General features: G+C 70.8%; 17 protein-coding genes, 3 tRNA genes, 3 pseudogenes and 1 riboswitch. Of the genes and pseudogenes, 13 read left to right on the top strand and 10 right to left on the bottom strand.

Going from position 1 to position 17,606, the window contains the following annotated elements:
- The 5 genes and pseudogenes from NLX86_RS07430 to NLX86_RS07410 form a co-directional block, all read left to right on the top strand.
- Positions 1–286, top strand: a pseudogene (locus NLX86_RS07430) (RNA helicase); the annotation flags it as partial.
- Positions 287–521: 235 nt separating this feature from the next.
- On the top strand, positions 522–938 hold the full coding sequence (locus NLX86_RS07425) for a hypothetical protein (protein ID WP_254370799.1): 417 nt from the start codon (positions 522–524) through the stop codon (positions 936–938).
- A complete protein-coding gene (locus tag NLX86_RS07420; RefSeq protein WP_254370798.1) occupies positions 935–2,110 on the top strand; it encodes a hypothetical protein in 1,176 nt (391 codons plus the stop codon). Before NLX86_RS07425 ends, NLX86_RS07420 begins: the two co-directional genes overlap by 4 nt.
- Entirely contained in the window at positions 2,022–2,630 is a 609-nt protein-coding gene (locus NLX86_RS07415) for a VCBS repeat-containing protein (protein WP_254370797.1), read from the top strand. The genes NLX86_RS07420 and NLX86_RS07415 overlap by 89 nt, the downstream gene beginning before the upstream one ends.
- A 101-nt stretch (positions 2,631–2,731) precedes the next feature.
- A tRNA-Lys gene (locus NLX86_RS07410) sits at positions 2,732–2,804 on the top strand.
- 61 nt (positions 2,805–2,865) lie between these two features.
- Here the strand turns inward: NLX86_RS07410 and NLX86_RS07405 are convergent.
- From NLX86_RS07405 to NLX86_RS07395, 3 genes and pseudogenes are all read right to left on the bottom strand, one after another.
- Positions 2,866–3,781 (bottom strand): annotated as a pseudogene (locus NLX86_RS07405) (tyrosine-type recombinase/integrase); the annotation flags it as partial.
- Positions 3,782–3,951: 170 nt separating this feature from the next.
- Entirely contained in the window at positions 3,952–4,506 is a 555-nt protein-coding gene (locus NLX86_RS07400; RefSeq protein ID WP_254370796.1) for a GNAT family N-acetyltransferase, read from the bottom strand.
- Positions 4,503–5,780, bottom strand: a complete 1,278-nt coding sequence (locus NLX86_RS07395; RefSeq protein ID WP_254370795.1) for a DNA-binding transcriptional regulator — start codon at positions 5,778–5,780, stop codon at positions 4,503–4,505. The genes NLX86_RS07400 and NLX86_RS07395 overlap by 4 nt, the downstream gene beginning before the upstream one ends.
- Positions 5,781–5,952: 172 nt before the next feature.
- Between NLX86_RS07395 and NLX86_RS07390 the strand changes: the two genes are divergently transcribed.
- The 4 genes from NLX86_RS07390 (at position 5,953) to NLX86_RS07375 (ending at position 7,527) form a co-directional block, all read left to right on the top strand.
- Positions 5,953–6,123 (top strand): hypothetical protein, encoded by a 171-nt coding sequence (locus NLX86_RS07390; RefSeq protein ID WP_254370794.1) that lies wholly within the window; start codon positions 5,953–5,955, stop codon positions 6,121–6,123.
- A complete protein-coding gene (locus tag NLX86_RS07385) occupies positions 6,120–6,830 on the top strand; it encodes a phytanoyl-CoA dioxygenase family protein (protein WP_254370793.1) in 711 nt (236 codons plus the stop codon). The genes NLX86_RS07390 and NLX86_RS07385 overlap by 4 nt, the downstream gene beginning before the upstream one ends.
- A gap of 47 nt (positions 6,831–6,877) precedes the next feature.
- On the top strand, positions 6,878–7,330 hold the full coding sequence (locus NLX86_RS07380) for a hypothetical protein (RefSeq protein WP_254370792.1): 453 nt from the start codon (positions 6,878–6,880) through the stop codon (positions 7,328–7,330).
- Between the two features lie 122 nt (positions 7,331–7,452).
- Positions 7,453–7,527, top strand: a tRNA-Asp gene (locus NLX86_RS07375).
- Positions 7,528–7,551: 24 nt separating this feature from the next.
- Here NLX86_RS07375 and NLX86_RS07370 read toward each other — a convergent pair.
- The 4 genes from NLX86_RS07370 to NLX86_RS07355 all read right to left on the bottom strand — a co-directional run bounded on the left by NLX86_RS07370 (position 7,552) and on the right by NLX86_RS07355 (position 10,163).
- Positions 7,552–8,793 carry an MFS transporter gene (locus NLX86_RS07370; protein ID WP_254370791.1) on the bottom strand — a complete coding sequence of 414 codons (1,242 nt, stop codon included), beginning with the start codon at positions 8,791–8,793 and terminating at the stop codon, positions 7,552–7,554.
- Between the two features lie 552 nt (positions 8,794–9,345).
- On the bottom strand, positions 9,346–9,489 hold the full coding sequence (locus NLX86_RS07365) for a hypothetical protein (RefSeq protein WP_254370790.1): 144 nt from the start codon (positions 9,487–9,489) through the stop codon (positions 9,346–9,348).
- 81 nt (positions 9,490–9,570) lie between these two features.
- Positions 9,571–9,777 (bottom strand): antitoxin, encoded by a 207-nt coding sequence (locus tag NLX86_RS07360; protein WP_254370789.1) that lies wholly within the window; start codon positions 9,775–9,777, stop codon positions 9,571–9,573.
- A gap of 92 nt (positions 9,778–9,869) precedes the next feature.
- Positions 9,870–10,163 carry a hypothetical protein gene (locus NLX86_RS07355; RefSeq protein ID WP_254370788.1) on the bottom strand — a complete coding sequence of 98 codons (294 nt, stop codon included), beginning with the start codon at positions 10,161–10,163 and terminating at the stop codon, positions 9,870–9,872.
- Positions 10,164–10,357: 194 nt separating this feature from the next.
- On the opposite strand from NLX86_RS07355, the gene NLX86_RS07350 reads away from it, so the two are divergent.
- From NLX86_RS07350 to NLX86_RS07335, 4 genes and pseudogenes are all read left to right on the top strand, one after another.
- Positions 10,358–10,431: transfer RNA gene (locus NLX86_RS07350), tRNA-Met, on the top strand.
- Between the two features lie 105 nt (positions 10,432–10,536).
- Positions 10,537–11,288 (top strand): annotated as a pseudogene (locus NLX86_RS07345) (MerR family transcriptional regulator).
- Positions 11,289–11,385: 97 nt separating this feature from the next.
- Positions 11,386–12,513: a PP2C family protein-serine/threonine phosphatase gene (locus tag NLX86_RS07340; protein ID WP_374213849.1), complete on the top strand. Its 1,128-nt coding sequence runs from the start codon at positions 11,386–11,388 to the stop codon at positions 12,511–12,513.
- A gap of 214 nt (positions 12,514–12,727) precedes the next feature.
- Positions 12,728–12,862: riboswitch (cyclic di-AMP (ydaO/yuaA leader) on the top strand.
- Positions 12,863–12,918: 56 nt separating this feature from the next.
- On the top strand, positions 12,919–13,935 hold the full coding sequence (locus tag NLX86_RS07335) for a M23 family metallopeptidase (RefSeq protein WP_254370787.1): 1,017 nt from the start codon (positions 12,919–12,921) through the stop codon (positions 13,933–13,935).
- Between the two features lie 64 nt (positions 13,936–13,999).
- Here NLX86_RS07335 and NLX86_RS07330 read toward each other — a convergent pair whose 3' ends face one another.
- The 3 genes from NLX86_RS07330 to lhgO all read right to left on the bottom strand — a co-directional run bounded on the left by NLX86_RS07330 (position 14,000) and on the right by lhgO (position 17,576).
- A complete protein-coding gene (locus tag NLX86_RS07330; protein WP_254370786.1) occupies positions 14,000–15,292 on the bottom strand; it encodes a PrsW family intramembrane metalloprotease in 1,293 nt (430 codons plus the stop codon).
- Positions 15,293–15,335: 43 nt separating this feature from the next.
- Positions 15,336–16,115, bottom strand: coding sequence for a tRNA (guanosine(46)-N7)-methyltransferase TrmB (gene trmB / locus NLX86_RS07325; protein ID WP_254370957.1), 780 nt, complete (start codon positions 16,113–16,115; stop codon positions 15,336–15,338).
- 237 nt (positions 16,116–16,352) lie between these two features.
- Positions 16,353–17,576, bottom strand: coding sequence for an L-2-hydroxyglutarate oxidase (gene lhgO, locus NLX86_RS07320; protein ID WP_254370785.1), 1,224 nt, complete (start codon positions 17,574–17,576; stop codon positions 16,353–16,355).
- Between the last annotated feature and the right edge of the window lie 30 nt (positions 17,577–17,606).

Below are 17,606 nucleotides of genomic sequence, written 5' to 3'. Positions count from 1 at the left end.
CCGCGACAACGACCGTCCGTCCGGTGGCTTCAACCGTGACGACCGCCCCTCCGGTGGCCGTTCCTTCGACCGCCGTGACGACCGCCCCACCGGCGGCCACCGTGGCAGCGACCGCCCGTTCAACCGCGACCGCCGCGACGACCGCCCCGCGGGCGGCCACCGCACCGGCGGCAGCGACCGCCCGTACGGCCGTCGCGACGACCACCGCGGAGGCACCGGCACCGGCACGAACACCGGCACCTTCGGCCGCCGCGACGACAAGCCGCGCTGGAAGCGCAACGGCTGACGCTCGCGTCTGAACGTCTGAACACCGGGCAGGGCCCGCACGACACTTCGGTGTGGTGCGGGCCCTTCCGCTGTCTTTGAACGGGTTCGAAAACACCTTCCGTTGCCGGTGAGGCGGCTGTTACGATCCGCCTACTCGCGTGGGGGGCTGCCGGGGGGCAGATCGACAACATTCCTGTGCTGTTCAGCGCACTGAATCCCCATGCCTACGTGCTTTTTTCATGGGGAGGACCCGAGTGGCCCAGCGTGCCGTCATCCGCGGCGCCGTAGCCGCAGCCGTATCACTCTCGCTTGCCGCCGCTCTCGGCCCGGCCGCGGCGCAAGCCGCACCGACGGCGGCTGGTGCTGTCGCGAATGCCGCGGATCCCGTGGAGATCCCGGCCACGTTCGCCAAGGCGCAGCAGCAGTTCCACCTCGACCACACCGGTTCCCGGCTGGAAGCGGACGGCGCCGGCCGGCAGGGCGTCTTCCACCGTAAGAGCGCCGGCCAGTACGAGTGGGCGCGTTACGCCGACGGTCGCTCGGTCCCGGTGGAACCGGCCGGGACCGGCGTGGTCACGGCCATGCACGGAACCGGTACCGACACGATGGCGTTCCGCCGCGGCAACGACGCGAACTGCGCGACATGGCTGCCGGGACGACGCGGTTCGTGACGATGCCCGAGGGACTCACCTTCGGTGGTGTGTACGGCAATACGGTGGTCGGCGCGAAGCTGGAGACCGTTGATTCCGGCGGCACTTCGGTCACCAAGGCAACTGAGGTGCATCTGCTGGATGTCACGGAGGACGGGACCGTACGGGATCGCCTCGTGACGGGTCTGCCCGAAGGCGCCGAGTTCGTGTGGCCCGGTCCGGCCGGCGCGGGTGACTCGGACGCCGTCGTACTGCGCATCAGGGTGGGCGGTACCGGTCGGCTGGCGCCGGTCGATGTCGCCACGGCCCGGATGACCGGCCACACGGCGCCGATCGACAGCCCCGGCGTTCTGCTGTCACCCCGTTACGTGGGCTGGTACGGGTACGGCACGGGCTCGCAGATCAAGATCGTGCCGAGGTCCGACATCGGCGCCGAGCCGGTCGTGCTCAACTCGCCTGCCGCCGTGGACCGGTACGGCTACGAGGTCGGAATCGTCGGGGACTGGATCATCCACTCCAAGGGGCACTCGTATCCGCTCATGGCGACGCCGATCAAGGGCGGTGCCGAGCCGCGGCAGTTGCTGAGCCGGCACACCATGAAGGTCGCGTCAGCCGAAGACGGCTCCGTCGTGGCCGTCGGCGGAGTCACGGGCACCTCCGACTGGGGCACGTACCGGATCACCGAGGGAGCCGACGGCGCGCCTGTCGTGACCCGGGTGGTCGATCTGGCTCCCCTCCCCGCCGAGGTGAAGGGGCTCGCCGTGAGCGGCGGGCAGCTGGCGGTCGTCGACCGGAGCAGCGGCTCACGCCATACGTACGGGCGCGACTTGAACGTGCAGGGCACTCCGCAGTACGGCGTGCGCCGCTCGTTCTTCCCGGTCGCGGGGACCTGCGGCAACGACGACGAGGCGGCTCTACACCTCCGTTCCGGCGTATCGCCCGGTCATCGAGAGCTGGACCCGCGACGTCGACGTCGAATACCGGGACAGCGGATCGGTCATCGGCCGGGAGCCCTCCGGCATGATCGACGTCCTCGGCGAGTCCTCCGGGTCGTCCAACGGTGTGGACAACAGCGGTCACATGTCGGCGTTCTACGACAACTTCGTGACCCAGGCGGGCGACTTCAACCGCAACGGCTACGCGGATCTCCTGGTCCGCGGCAACGACGGCACGCTGTACCGCATCGCGTATGACGAGAGCTTCAACCCCGGCCGGAGAATCAGCCTCGGCGCGGGCTGGAACCGGTACAACCGGATGCTCGTGGCGCGCGACCTGTCAGGCGACGGCCACCCCGACATCGTCGGCCGCGATGCCTCCGGCAACCTGTGGATGCACCCGGCCACGGCCTCCGGAGGTGCCGGCGCCCGAGTGAAGATCGGCTCCGGCTGGAACATGTACAACGCGATCGTGGGACGCGGGGACTTCTCCGGCGACGGCAAGGCGGACCTTCTGGCACGGGACAGCACGGGCGATCTGTGGCTGTACCGGGGCAAGGGCAACGGCGGGTTCCTGTCCCGCACCAAGGCGGGCACCGGCTGGAAGTCCTTCAACGCCATCGTCGGGTCGGGCGACCTCGACCACGACGGCCGCCAGGACATCCTCGGCCGCACTTCGGCGGGCGCGGTCTACCTCTACAACATCAACAGCACCGGAAGCTTCGCCGCACGGAAGCTCCTCACCACCCGCTGGAAGGGCTACGCGAGCCTGAGCTGAACACCCCTGCCGACACCGTTTGCAGCAGCGCGACGGCCCGGCAGCCGATACCCGATCGGCTGCCGGGCACCGTCCGGCTATGCTCAGGGGTGTTGTGCCGAGGGCCGTTAGCTCAATTGGCAGAGCAGCGGACTTTTAATCCGTTGGTTGTGGGTTCGAGTCCCACACGGCCTACTGCGTGGGGGTGCGCTGGCACCCCCGCTGACCTGCGTGTGAGCGCCTCACTCGGCTTCTTCGGGTGGGGCGCTTCGCTGTGTCCGGCCCTCTGCTTGGGCTGATGTGAGCCCGAGGTGAGCCCGGCGGTACGAGCGGCCTGCCGCGGTACCAGCTTCGCCGCGGCCTCGGCAGCCTTCCGCGTGACCTCGGGCAGGACGCTCGTGTACGTGTCCGAGGTGATGGTGATGGAGGAGTGGCCGAGCATCTCCTGTACGACCTTCATCTCGGCGCCGGCCGCGAGGGCGAGGGTCGCCGGGCCGTGGCGCAGGTCGTGAAGCCGGATCGGGGGCAGACCTGCCTCGGCAGCCAATCTCCGGAACTGGTCGGTCACCCATGCCGGGTGGAGCCACTCGCCGTTCTCCTGCGTGAACACGCGGCCGGTGTCGGCGTACGCCTCGCCCCATGCGAGGCGCTCCTTCATCTGCCGCTTGCGGTGCTTCGCGAGCACCTTCACGGTCTCGGAGTCGAGGGCGACAACGCGCTCGCCGCTGTCCGTCTTGGGCGCGGACTCCTCGACCTTCCAGCCGCGCTGTACGAGCTGAGTGGCGACCGTGAGCAGCCCGGCCCCGAGGTCGGTGTCGGTCCACTGCTGACCACATGCCTCGCCTCGGCGCAGGCCGCGGAACGCGATCAGGTGGTACAGCGCGTAGAGGCGGCTGTCTGTTCGGGAGTCCAGACCATGACGGGCGACGGCTTCTCGCCCGTCCGCTTCCACTGGGCGATCCTCTCGTCGGTCCAGACGAGTGCCTTGGGCCGCTTGCCGGTCTCCAGCTCCACGTGCGACGCCGGGTTGAAGGTGATGAGCTGTTGGGCGATGGCATCGTTCAGGCCGCGCGCAGGGTCGCCCGGATGCGCTGGCGGGTCGCTGCTCCGGTGATCTTCCGGAACGGCTTCATCTCGGCGAGCTTGGCGCGCACTGCGGCGATCCGCTCGCGCTCCATACCGCGACCGGTCGCGCCTTGTGCGCGGGCCCGCGCGAATATCGCAGGGCACTGACAACGGACCGAACCTGTGCGGGGAACTGGTTCCCCCTCCCCTCGCGCGCATACAGGAACCGGCTCGGGCTCGCGACCGGTCGATGCGCCCTCCGCGCGCGAGAGTCCGGTCAGCGCACGTCGAGCAGCATCACGTTGTGCAGGTCCGCGCCCGCCCAAGGCCGGGCGTCGCCGACCTTCCGGTATCCCCATGCTCGGTACGCAGCCACGGCCGCCTTGCTGTCCGGGTGGACGTTGAGCAGGACCCGCTCGGCCTCGGTGCCGTCGAGCAGGGTGTCGTGCAGGCGCCGGGCAATGCCCTGCCTTCTCCATGGAGTGCGCACGGCGAGTTCCATCAGGCCGAACGTCCGCCTGCCGTCCTCGCGGCGCATCTCGTCGAAAACGGGCATGGTCAGTTGGTCCCACCAGCCAGTCTGCGGCCCGAGTGGGTAGCCGTACGCCATGCCGACCGGCTCACCATCCGCGGTGGTCGCCAGGGCGCCGCGGAACGTGGCCTTGCGGGTCTGCGAGCGGAACCGGCGGAAGGTGGCTGCGACGGCCGCCTCGGTCTCGTCGTAGGGCGGTTCGGCGAACGCCTCGGCGTAGACCAGGCGGAACGCTTCCTCGGCCTTGGCGGCGGCCGGTCCGTTGAGCTGCTCGACGCCGATCGCTGATGGCTGACTCATCCGGTGCCCTCTCGCACGGTCTCGCGGATACGTGCGACGCAGTCACGGGCGGTGGGGCTGTCGATCCCGGCCGCCGTCCGCTGGAAGGCGCGCACCTTGCCCAGCAAGCGGGGCGAGGCGATGCCGCCCCAGGTGTCCAGTACGCCGCCCACCTCGGCGCACGCCTCGTCGACCTCGCCCGCGGCGAGGAGCACGTCGGCGAGCTTGACGCGGTACGAGGCGCTGTTCCGCGCCAGCCCGCCGCCGATGCCGTGCACGGCTGCCCTGAGGAAGGGCACTGCTCGTTTGGGTTGGTCGGCATGTACGTACATGTCCGCCGTGGCGTAGTCGACCTCGAACGGGCCTACGAACTTAGCCCAGTTCGGCACGTTCGTGTCGGAGTCCGTGCGCCCCTGGTAATGGACTGCGCGGGTCAGGGCGCGTCGGGCGCCCGACAGGTCGCCCGCATGTGTGGCGACGTTGGCACCGCGGAGCGCGATCACGAGGTGAACGGTCGCGCCGGCCCCCGCCCGGGTGGCCAGGCGGTAGGCGTTCTCGACTGCGCTCGCGGCCTCCCATGTCCGGTCCGACTTGACCGCCAGGAGTACGAGGGTCTCCAGCACGGAGACCTGTAGCAGGGGGTTGTCGACGAGCTGTGCCGCGGCGAGGGCTTCCATGCAGGCGGCACGGCCCTCGGCGATGCGGCCCCCGTCGTAGCCGTACCAGGCCCGGTGTCCGTGCAGCTCGGCGAGCATCGTTTGCAGCTCTCGGCCCACGCGGGAGGTGTACGAGGCGCTGCTCAGGGCGCTGGTGATCTCTGCCTCGATGCGCCCGGCCTGCGTACTCGCCGGCACGCTGCCCGCGGTGTGGTCCGTGTGGTACAGCCCGTCGAGCTGCTCTCGCAGCCGTCCGAGATCGGCCGTGCCGATGCGCGGCCCCGGCGCGGCAGGGATGAGTGCCGCGGCCGCGAGGGCGCCCGCGTCCGCGACGAACGTTCTCCTCTTCACCTCTCCAGCGTCGCTGATGGGCGCCGCTACCGTCACGCGATGGCCGGGGACGGCGAACCCCATCTCGGCGAGCGGAATACCGAACAGGGCTTCCAATACGGCCTGCTGGCCCGGATGGGGCAGCGGTGGCGGCTTCTCGCCCTCCCACCGTCGCAGTTGCCGGACGCTCACCGCGGCAGCGATCCCGAGGAGTGCGGCTTCCTCGCTGAACGCCTCGACGAACGACGCCTGCGTATAGCCGGCCGCCCGCCGTAACTGCGCCAGCTCACCCGTCGCCTTCCCCGCCATGCGCTTCCCCCTCGTGGCTACGGCATGTGCTCCCACGGTAGTGATCTGACCTCTGCCACCGGGGCGAAAACGTCCGCCTAAACGTCCGCTGCTCGGCGACCCATGACGCCCCTTCAGGCGGTGCACTGGTGACACACCGGATCCACAACGCCCTTGAGCAGCGGGAGTGCGCATGCCCATGACCATTCGCGTGTACGACGTCAACGGCCGGACGGGACAGATCGTGCACGAGCGCGCCGAGGTCGTCGTCGGACCCGGAGTCCGGGACAGCCCGCCCATGAACTCCCTCGCCTTCCCGCCCTGCCAGTGCGCCCGCTGCGAACCGAAGGGTGAAGCCCAATGAGCGAGGTCCCCACCATCAGCCGCGCCGGCCCGAGTCGGCTCGGTGAGAGCGGGTTCCGGACCGGGCTCGAATGGAACACCAACAGCCGGGCGCGCGCCCGCGCCGCCGAGATCATCGCCGAGCACCGGGCCGATCGGACCGAGGTCGTGCTCGACGCGCACCTGCGCTCTGCGTGGGCAGCCCATGCGGTGCGCTCCCCCGGGCTGCTGTCCGCCGTGCAGGAGCTGATCGGCGAGGCGGGCGCCGTCGAGAACACCTTTCTGATGATCAAGTGGCCAGGCCGCGAGTTCTCGGTGCCCTGGCACCAGGACGGCACCAACCGACGGATGCAGCTCGACCCCGAGAAGTCGGTCGCCGCCTGGCTCGCCATCACAGACGCGACCACGGTCAACGGGTGCTTGCAGGTCATCCCCGGCTCGCATGCCGCCGGATACCTCCCCAACGACCGTGAGGAGAGCAACGCCCGGCGCGGCAAGGCACTTGGCGTGCAGGACATGCCGAACGGCGCCCATGACCGCGGGGTGTGGCTCCCTCTCGACGCCGGTCAGGCGTGCCTCATGGACGTCCGGCTGCTGCATCGCTCCGACAGCAACAGGACGGCCGGCACCCGGATCGGCTTGAACATCCGCTACGTCGCCCCCGGCGCCATCCGGTCGAGCGGCCCCCACAGCCCCAACCTGTACCCGCTGACCGGGGCAGGTTGGTGATCACGCACCACACACAGCACACCATCGGCAACGAGAGGAGAACCACCGTGACCATCCTCGAAACCAGCGCTCCGCCGATCACCCGCGTCCGGGTGCTCACCGGCGAGGACGTCGACCCGGCCCGGCGCGGCAGCAAGAGCGTCGTGGCGTTCAGCGACTGCCGGTACTACTGCCCCGACGCCGCCACCGTTGAGCGGTGCATCGAGCACCTGCGTGCCAGCGATGAGCGGCTGCGCTCCCGCCCCGACGAGCAGATGCTCTGGGACTGGGAGTGCACGTACTTCGAGGCTGACCCGGACAACCAGAACGGCGGCGGCACGGTCCTGCTGGGCGTCGCCTGGTACGACCGCGAGTTCTTCGACGACCGCCGGGGCGCCTGGTTCGGCGCCATGCACACCCGGATCTACAACGAGATCGGAGTCCCGTTCGAGAACGTGACCGTCGAGCACTGGCTCGCGCTCGACGTGGCCGACTGGAAGCCGGAGGCACCCGCGGCGTAACCGGTCAGTCTCTGTGACCCCTCACCCCTCGCCGGGCCTGCACCACCGGGGAGGGGTGAGGCGCGTCGCCCCAAATAATCACTGGCGCAGTGGTCGGGCAGGCTGCCTATGGTCACTGCAAGGCGGGGTCGTAGCACAGAGGTAGTGCGCCTACACATCATGGAGGAGGACGCCGGTTCGAATCCGGCCGCCCCGCCCCTTCAATCTCCGCGAACCGCGGCTCATCTGCTTGCTGTAGAGACAGCCAGCGGGGCCGCCTCCCGGCGCCGCAATCGTGTGGCTGCCAGCAAGGTGCCGAGCGCGGTTCCGGAGACCATGAGCCCGCCTGCGACAAAGGCCCCACGTGGCGAGGCGTCCACCAGCAATGGCAGCAACAGCATTCCGGCCGTGCCGCCTGCCCGGATGATCGTCTGGTCGACGGACATCAGGCGCAGCCGTTCCGCCGGGGCGAACGCGCCGAGGTGCGCGCGCAGAGTGACGCTCGTAGCTGGGGTGACGATGCCCGTCAGCAGGGCGAGCAGCAGCAGCGCGGGCAGGTCGAGCACCAGGCCCATGCAGGCGGTCGCCGCGCCCTGTAGGGCCCACGCACCGCAGTAGACGGGCAGCCAGCTGCCCAAGCGGCGGTTGCTCGCGAGAGGGTTGCCCAGCAGCGCCCCGACGCCCACCACCGCCGTGACGAGTCCGTACACCGCGGCGCCCGCCCCGTACCGGGTGGCGAGCAGGGCAGGCATGCCGATTGCAGTCACGGCCGAGCAGAACAGGGCTACGCCGTGCAGGCCGATCGCCAGCCCGACCCGCGGGTGCTCACGCAGCACCGGCCACGCCCGGACCGACGGCCGCGCCCTGCCCCCAGGGCGCTCAACGGCACCGCCGGCCGCGGTCGCGTAGCGGCGGGCCAGCCAGCGCAGCGCCACGGCGGACACGGCGAACGTCGCGCCGTTCAGGGCGAAGAGCTGCACCTCGGAGACGAAGAGCAGAAGCAGGCCGATGCTGGCCGGGCCTGCGATACGGGCGATGCGGCCCGTGAGGTCAAGGAGTCCGGTGATCTGCTGTACCCGCTCGGGCTCGACGAGATCGGGCACCAGGGCACCGAGGTTGGGGTCGAAGAGCGCCCCGAGCGTGCCGAGGAGCAGCACACCGGCTAGCAGCAGAGCGGTGCCCCGCGCGTCTGGCGACCACAGGAACGGCAGCGCGAGCGCAACCGCCGCCCGCGCCCCGTCGATACATGCGAGTGCGCGGTACGAGGAGAAGCGGGAGACGAGCCGTCGGCCCACGGTGCCGAGGGCGATGTACGGCAGCGACTCGGCAACCGCAACCAGGCCCATGAGCGAGGCCGAGCCGGTCGCGGCGTACACGACCCACATGACCGCAAGGGCATAGAGGCGGTCCCCGAGGACGGAGAGGCTCTGCGCGAGCCACAGCACCAGGACGGGCCGCCGTCGCAGCAGCCGCAGGTGTTCCATGCGTCCTCCGGGCCGAGCTGTGCCAGACCGGGCGCAGCAGCCCCGGCCGAATCGCGGCCAACCCTAGGCCCGATAGGAGCGGCCGGCGCAGGGTTCTCCCACACCTCACACGAATGCGGCACGGCCGGCACCCATCGCTGCGTAGACATCGTCATGGGCAGACGAGGAAACGGTCAGAAGGGCAGGTCAGCGGTCGTATGAGGTGAGCCCGCTGTGAGCCCGGACGCCTGTGGACGGGGTGTCACGGGTCGGTGGTCGGGTGGCTGGGGCACCCGGTCTCACCAGCCGGAACGGCATGGGCAGGAACGGGGCCTCAGCCGACATCCGTTGGTTGTGGGTTCGAGTCCCACACGGCCTACCACTCAGTGCCTGGTCAGAGCACTTCTGGCCTGGGGCTGATCTTGTTTCGGGCGAGACGGTTCAAGATCCTTCGGGGCAGCGCTCCCCGTCCCGCGGGCACACGACCAGCGTCCGGATGGAGAATTAGGCATCCGCTGATCCTCAAGGCGCTCGAAGCCCTGCGTTGAGGCCGGGGCTTGTTCGCGCGGGGGTTCAGTCCTCGTCCTCGCGTGCCGCGCCGGCGTCGCGGCCGGCTTCGTAGACGCGCAGTACGAAGTCAGCGGCCGTGGCCTGGTCGAGGTCGTTGGTGAGCCGCATGAGCTCGTTGGTGAAGCGGATCAGCGGGTTGTCTGCCATGCGTCCAGGAGAGCATGCGGCCACTCCCGATGCGATGCGCCCCGGACGGAGCTCTCCGGCCGGGGCGCATCGCGGTGCCGGTCAGCCCTGGGGCGGGCGGTCGTCGCCCGGGGTTGGCGGTTCGCGGGTGCCCAGTTCGTCGTTCATCTTCTGCTGCGCTGTGTCGACGTGGCGGCTGTGCTTGCCGTGCGTTCGCTCGTCGATGGCGTCGCCCGTCCTCTCGACGCCTTGCCTGGCGGTGTCCTCGTGGCCCTTGAGCAGGCCCTTGAGCTTGTCGAGCATCGACATGGCTCGTCCTCCCTTGTGGGGGTCGCTGACTCTCAGGATGGACGCGGCCGGGCAATCCCGCATCCGGCGCGGGCCGCCGCCGGGAGTCAGCCCTACCGTTGCAGCGCCGCGAGGCCCTTCTGCAGGTCCTCGCGGTTCATCACCGGCTGGACCTCGACCATCGCGCCGAGCTCCGCGAAGAGCGGTTCGTTGATGGCGACCAGGTCAGCGCTGTCCTGGAGGTCGAAGACCATGATGAAGGACCGCACGCCCTCGTTGAGGTTGAAGTACGCGGCCTCGGGCTTGACCCGTTCCGTCAGCGTCTCGAGGATCTGCGGCAGCTTGCCGCTCTTGATCGCGTCGTTCGACGCCTGGATGTCCAGATGGGCTCGCAGCATGACCCGCATCGCACTCGCTCCTTCGGCGCACCACGACCGGCGCGGTCCCGTCCGCGCTCGCTGAGACCCGGTGGCGTCCCCGTCAGGCTCACGCCGGGCCATCGGGGCGGCAACATCTCGGCGGCCAGGCGGGGGCCGCTCATGGGCCGCCGGGGTAATTGGTAACGACGCCGTCCTGGATGGCGTAAGGTTGTGTTTACCGACGCGGGGTGGAGCAGCTCGGTAGCTCGCTGGGCTCATAACCCAGAGGTCGCAGGTTCAAATCCTGTCCCCGCTACTCAGAGGCTGAGGCCCGGATCCTGATGGATCCGGGCCTTTGTCGTCTCCCCGTACTCCCTACGGGCTTGACCTTTACGTAACGTCAAGATTTAGCGTTCCGTCCATGGAGTGGTCGATCCAGGAAATCGCCCGGCGCGCCGGGACCACGAGCCGGACGCTGCGGCATTACGGCGATCTCGGGCTGCTCGAGCCCAGCCGTATCGGCAGCAACGGCTACCGCTACTACGTGGGCAGGACGCGCTCGTACGCCTGCAGCGGATTCTGCTGCTGCGCGAGCTCGGGCTCGGGCTGCCCGCCATTGCGGAGGTGCTCGCGGGGCAGCGGGACACCGCGGCCGCCCTGCGGGCGCACCTGGACCTGCTGGAGCAGGAACGCGAGCGCATCGGGCGGCAGATCGCCTCGGTGCGGACCACTCTCCACAAGACCGAGAGAGGAGAACAGCTCATGGCCGAGGAAGTGCTGGACGGCTTTGATCACACGCAGTACGAACAGGAGGTGACCGAGCGCTGGGGCCGGGACGCCTATGAGAAGGGCGACCGCTGGTGGCGCTCGCTCACCCAGGAGCAGAAGCGCGAGTTCACGGAGCGGCAGGTCTCCATCGCCAAGGACTTCGCGCGGGCGCTCCGGGACGGGAAGGCCGCCGGCAGTGACGAGGTGCAGGCCATCACCCGGCGGCAGTACGAGTGGCTGTCGGCGACCGTCACGCCGACCCGCTCGTACTTCATCGGGCTCGGCGAGATGTACGTCTCCGACCCGCGCTTCACCGCCACGTACGACCAGCACGGAGCCGGCACGGCGGCCTTCATCCGCGACGCGATGAAGATCTACGGCGAGCGGCACCTGTCCGACGGGTAGCCCCCGACGGCCCGGTCGTCGCCCGGTTGGCCATTGCCCGGTCGCCGCCCCCGGGCCGTGCCGACAGTCTGGGTGAGTGGGGCACGAAGGAGGGCACATCGAGGACCGGGACCCGGACGAAGGCATCGGGAGCAGGGCTGTGGGCCGGTTCGTCCGTGCGCTGCCCGCGCTGCTGATCCTGGTCGGGCTGGTCTTCGATCTGTCCACCCCGCCGAGCTTCACCGGGTCGCCGTTCTTCTCGGCGGCGCCGCTCATCGCCGCGCCGCTGTTCTCGTTCGGCACCACCTTCCTGACCGGCGTGGCCGCATCCCTCGCCGTACTGGTCCTGCGCCTCCACAGCGGGACGATGTGGAAGGTGGAGTCGGTGATTGAGCTGGTCACCGTGGTGACCGTGGCTGCCCTGGCGCTTCTCACCAACCGGGTCGTACGCCGCAGTGTCGAACGGCTCGCCTCCGCGCGCGGGATCGCCGAGGCCGCCCAGCGCGCCGTCCTCCCCACCCCGGCCGAACGGATCGGCGGACTCCAAATCGCCGCGTGGTACGAGGCGGCGCAGGCGGACGCCTTCATCGGCGGCGACCTCTATGCCGTACAGGACACGCCTTACGGGGTACGCCTGGTCGTCGGCGACGTACGCGGCAAGGGGCTGGAGGCGGTGGAGGCGGTCGCCATCGTGATCGGCGCCTTCCGCGAGGCCGCCGAGCAGGAGTCCAGCCTCGAAGGGGTCGCGCAGCGGCTGGAGCGCGCGCTGACACGTGAGGGGACCCGCCGGGACACGCTCGACGTAGTGGAAGGTTTCACCACCGCGGTGCTGGCGGAGATCCCGCGCGGCACGGGTGTGCTGCGGCTGGTCAACCGGGGGCATCCGGAGCCGCTGCTGCTGTACGCCGACGGGGTGCTGGAGACGCTGAAGACCGCCGAACCGGCGCTGCCGTTGGGGATGGGCGACCTGGCCAGCTGGCCCGACCGTGCGGAGGAGAGCGGGTTTCCGGCCGGGGCCACGCTGCTCCTCTACACGGACGGGCTGTCCGAGGCGCGCGACGCGGCGGGCGTCTTCTACGACCCGCAGCAGTGGCTGCGCGGGCGGATCTTCCCGGGACCGGACGCGATGCTGGCCGCGCTGGTCACCGATGTCCGGAAGTACACGGGCGGCGGCGCGACGGACGACATGGCGCTACTGGCGGTCGGCCGCCCGCTGGAGGGGGAACGGGTAGAACACGGAGCGTAGTCGAAAGGCAGCCCTCCGCATAACAATTGACGAACCATCAGGGTGCGGGTGGTTTGCGAGTGGCGGTCAACTCGCCCGATATCACCCCTTTCTGTCCCGAAAGTCCGGCCGGAGAGCGTTAATGATCAGTGGGATCAGCTTGGAATCCGGCCCCGGTGTCTATTAACGTTCGATAACGCAGCGCGGTCGTCCCAGCCGTCGCAAGAGACGGCACCGTGCGCGTGCGCCGAATTCCGCAAGGGAACCGGGGAACCACCAACTTGGGGTGAATCGGGCTGAAACCGGCCCGTAGGAGACCTTCCTGCTCCGAACCCGTCAGCTAACCCGGTAGGCGAGAAGGAAGGAAAGGAGCACGCCTCCGTGGCGTCCAACAGCCCTGCCCCCGAAGCAACTCGATCCCGGTCCATGGCGCAGTCAGTTCCGGGAGGCACCGAAGGATTCGGCGTCGAGGAGGGGGCGTGGGAGGAGTGGAACCCCACTGAGGACTCCGTCCGTCCCGTACGCGGCCGGCACCGCGTCGCCAAGCAGCGCGGCGGACTCGCCCGCAGCTCCACGGTCCTCGGAGTCGGCGTCATCGCCGCGGTCGGCGCCGGCGGCATCGCCACCGCGCAGGACAAGCCGCCCGTCACCATCTCCCTTCCCGACTCCATCGTGGCCTCGCTGCCGGACGCCGGATCGCTGCCCGGCGTGGGCGCACTGATATCCGGTGACGACAGCGACGAGGACGAGAACACCTCCGTCGACGCCCCGCTCACCATGGCCGGCGTCAGCGCCGAGCAGGCCCAGCTGGGCACCACCGACGCGGGCGAGGCGCTGCGCGCCCGCATCCTGCTCCAGGCCGAGCAGCAGCAGGACGCTGCCGACGCCCAGGCCCGTGTAGCCGCCGAGAAGGCCGCGGCAGCCACGGCCGCCGCGGAGGCGAAGAAGCAGCAGGACGCCGAGACCGCGAAGGCGGCCGCGGAGAAGAAGGCCGCGGAGGAAGCGGCGAAGGCCGAGGCGGAGGCCGAGCGGCTCGCCAAGCTGGCAGCCGGCTACTCCCTCCCCACCTCCTCGTACACCCTGACCTCGCACTACGGCCAGTCCGGCTCCATGTGGTCCTCCGGCCAGCACACCGGCCTCGACTTCGCTGCCCCGACGGGTACGCCGGTCAAGGCCGTGCACGGCGGCACCATCAAGTCGGCGGGCTGGTCCGGCTCCTACGGCTACCGCATCGTGCTGGAGCTCGAGGACGGTACGGAGGTCTGGTACTGCCACCTCTCCTCGATGTCCGTCACCTCCGGCAAGGTCACCAACGGCGAGACGATCGGGCGCGTCGGCGCCACCGGCAACGTCACCGGCCCGCATCTGCACCTGGAGGTGCGCACGGGCGGGAGCACGGTCGACCCGCTGGCGTGGCTGCGCGGCAAGGGCCTCACGGTCTGAGCCGCCTGAACGGTCTGATTCCGGAATACTGGAGTGGGTCCGGCCGGTTGATCAGCCCATGACTTTACGGCTGTCCGTACGGCCCGTACGGCCCGTGGCCGCCGGTGTCGTACGCGACCGGGGTGGGGGGCCGCTGGGGCGGCAGCAGGGGCCGGGGGAGCCGGCCCGTCGCGTGGGCCGCGTAGGCCAGCGCCGGGCCCGCGATCGCGCGGCGCTGCCACAGGTGGTGCAGCAACTCCTGCTCGCGGGCGGTGAAGTCCGGGCCCGCCGCGCCGCGTTGGGCCCGGTGCCGCAGTAAGGCGAGCGAGGTCGCGAGGGCCTCGTACTCGCCGACCGCGCGCGCCGCCTCCGGGCCACGCATCCGGGCCGCCATGCCACGGGCCACGCTGCGGGCCCGCATCGAGGACAACGCGAGCGGCTCGGCGGCGCCGAGCCGGCCGGCTGCCGCGTATACGGGCAGTTCACCGGCGACCGTGCGGAGTTCGCCCTGCCGGGTCCAGACCGCCAGCCAGGTCAGCAGCCCGAAGACGGGCACCATGAAGGCGGCGTACACGACGTAGAAGCCGTACTCGCCGAAGGCCGAGGAGCCGTTCCAGATGGCGTGCATCAGCATCGCGAGCGCGAGGCCGAGCAGCGGAAGAACGATCCTGCGCAGGCGGCGCCCCTCGGCCGCCGTCGCCGCGAGACCGAATCCGATGCCGGTCAGCACCGTGAAGAGCGGGTGCGCGAACGGCGACATCACCATACGGACGAAGAAGGTCGCCGCCGTCACCGACGCCAGACCCGAGCTGCCGCTCTCCACGTCCTCGCCGAACGCGTTGCCCAGGTAGAGGATGTTCTCGGTGAAGGCGAAGCCGGTCGCGGTGAAGCCGGCTGTCACCACCCCGTCGACAATGCCGGTGAAGTCCCGTCTGCGGAAGAGGAAGACGAGCAGCACCGCCGCCGCCTTCGCGCTCTCCTCGACGACCGGCGCGATGACCGTGGCGCCGAGATGGTCCGCGCCGGCCGGGTCCGCCGTGGCCATCGCGATCCAGCGGGTGGCGAAGCTGTTCGCCAGTATCGCGACCAGCGCGGCGGCGAAGGCACCCCACGCGAAGGCGAAGATCTGGTTCTTCCAGGGGCCCGGCTCGACCTGGTCCAGCCAGCGGAACGCGGCTGTCAGCAGCGGCACCGGGAGGACCGAGAGGCCGAGTCCGACCAGGAAGCCCTGGGTGCCGGTCTGTTCGCGTACGAGCGCGAGGATCACCAGCGCCGACAGCGCGAGCAGGGTGATCACCGCTCCCGCGCGGACCGCCTTGCCGCGCCAGACGCCCGGGGCCGCGGCCGGGGCCGGGGCACGGGGCGGAGGAGAGGACACCCGTCGACCCTAACGAGGCGCACCGACACCTCGCGAGGACGTTTCAGTTCTGTGTGCGGCGGAACAGCAGGTCGTGTACAACGTGGCCCTTGTCCAGCCCCTGGCCCTCGAAGCGGGTGAGCGGCCGGAAATCGGGACGGGGCGCGTAACCGCCGTCCGGCCGAGTGTTCTCGAAGTCGGGGTGGGCGCTGAGCACCTCGAGCATCTGCTCTGCGTACGGCTCCCAGTCGGTGGCGCAGTGCAGAATCGCGCCCGGCTTCATCCGGGTCGACGCGAGTGAGAGGAACTCCGGCTGGATCAGCCGCCGCTTGTGGTGGCGCTTCTTCGGCCAGGGGTCCGGGAAGTACACCCGCAGCCCGTCGAGCGAGTGCGGCGGCAGCATCTCCCGCAGCAGGATGATCGCGTCGCCGTTGGCCACCCGGATGTTGGACAGTCCGTTCCGCTCCGCGAGACCGAGCAGGTTGCCCTGACCGGGGGTGTGCACGTCGACGGCGAGGATTCCGGTGTCCGGGTCGTCGGCGGCCATCTGCGCGGTGGCCTCGCCCATCCCGAAGCCGATCTCCAGGACGACGGGCAGTCCGCCGAACAGTTCGTCGAGGTCGAGGACGCGCCGTCCGTCGATGTCGAGTCCCCACTGTCCCCACAGCCGCTGCAGCGCGTCTTCCTGGCTCGTGGTCACGCGGCTCCGCCGGGGCTGGAAGCTGCGGATCCGCCGCTCGTGGTGCGAGCCGGCGGGATCGGGCGCCGGGCCCTCGGGGAAGCGGGGCACGCTCCGGTCGCGAGGGAACCGGCCGGCCGGGCCGGCCTGCTCGGTGATGTTCACGGGCTCGGGCGTGTTCACGGTGTTCACGGGCTCAGTGGTGTTCAGGGACTCAGACACAATGCCCCGATTCTACGGCGACGGGGAAGCGCCCCGGGCCCGGCCACCCGCCCCGGTCCGCCCCCTCGGCCACCCCTCCGGCCCCGCCTCAGCTGCCCCGCCGCTCCGGCCCGCCTGCCCGGCCCGCCTGCCCGGCCCGCCTGCCCGGCCCCCGTCCCGACCGCCCCCGCCCCGCCCGCGCTACACCCGCGCCCCCATCGCCGCCAGCGCGCGCCGGGCGACCTCGCGGCCGATCGGGAGCGAGGCCGTCGCCGCGGGGGACGGGGCGTTCAGGACGTGAACCGTGCGCGGCGCCTCCTGGATCAGGAAGTCGTCGGCCAGGGTGCCGTCGCGCAGCACCGCCTGGGCGCGGACGCCGGCCGGCGCGGGGCGCAGGTCCGCCTCCGTCACGTCCGGGAGCAGTCGGCGGACCGCCTCGGTGAAGGCGCGCTTCGACAGCGAGCGCCGCAGTTCGCCCGCGCCGTACCGCCAGTGGCGTCGGGCTATCCGCCAGGAGCCGGGCCAGGCCAGGGTGCCGGCCAGCTCACGCGGGTGGACGGCCGACCAGCCGTACCCCTCGCGGGCCAGCGCCGGGACCGCGTTCGGCCCGAGGTGGACGCCGCCGTCGATGCCCCGGGTCAGGTGCACGCCGAGGAACGGGAAGGCCGGGTCGGGCACCGGGTAGACCAGGCCGCGCACCAGCTCGGGGCGGGCCAGTTCGTAGTACTCGCCGCGGAATGGGACGATCCGCATGGCCGGGTCGTCGCCCGCCAGCCGCGCGACGCGGTCGCAGTGCAGCCCCGCGCAGTTGACCAGGGCGCGGGCGCGCAGCACCGTACCGTCCGTCGTCCGGACCGCTACGCCCGAGGCGCGGCGGCTGATGCGGGAGACCTCCGCGCCGTAGCGCACGTCCGCTCCCGAGGCGGTCAGCAGCTCCGCCAGCTGAGCGGCCACCCGCCCGTAGTCGACGATCCCGGTCGTGCCGACCCGGATCGCCGCCAGGCCCCGTACCTGCGGCTCGTACTCCGCGAGCTGGGCCGGGCCCAGCTCGCGGACCGGAATGCCGTTCTCCCGGCCGCGCTGGACCAGGGCGTGCAGCCGGGGCAGCTCGGCCCGGTCGGTGGCGACGATGAGCTTGCCGGTGACCTGGTGCGGTATGTCGTGTTCCGCGCAGAACTTCACCATCTCGGCCGCGCCCTTGACGGCGAACCGGGCCTTCAGCGACCCCGGCCGGTAGTAGATCCCGCTGTGGATCACGCCGCTGTTGCGCCCGGTCTGGTGCCGGGCGGGCCCCGGCTCCTTCTCCAGCACCGTCACCCGGGTGCCCGGCGCGAGGCGCGTGATCGCGTACGCCGTCGACAGGCCGACGATCCCGCCGCCGATCACGACCACATCGCAGCCGACCACGCCGCAGCCGTCACTCATCACTCCACCTCCCACCCCGATAGTGCACTG

The organism is Streptomyces sp. A3M-1-3 (assembly GCF_024213665.1).
Classification (GTDB): Bacteria; Actinomycetota; Actinomycetes; order Streptomycetales; family Streptomycetaceae; genus Streptomyces.
The sequence above is the reverse complement of the archived record's forward strand: the minus strand, read 5'-3'. Positions and strand labels throughout refer to the sequence as shown.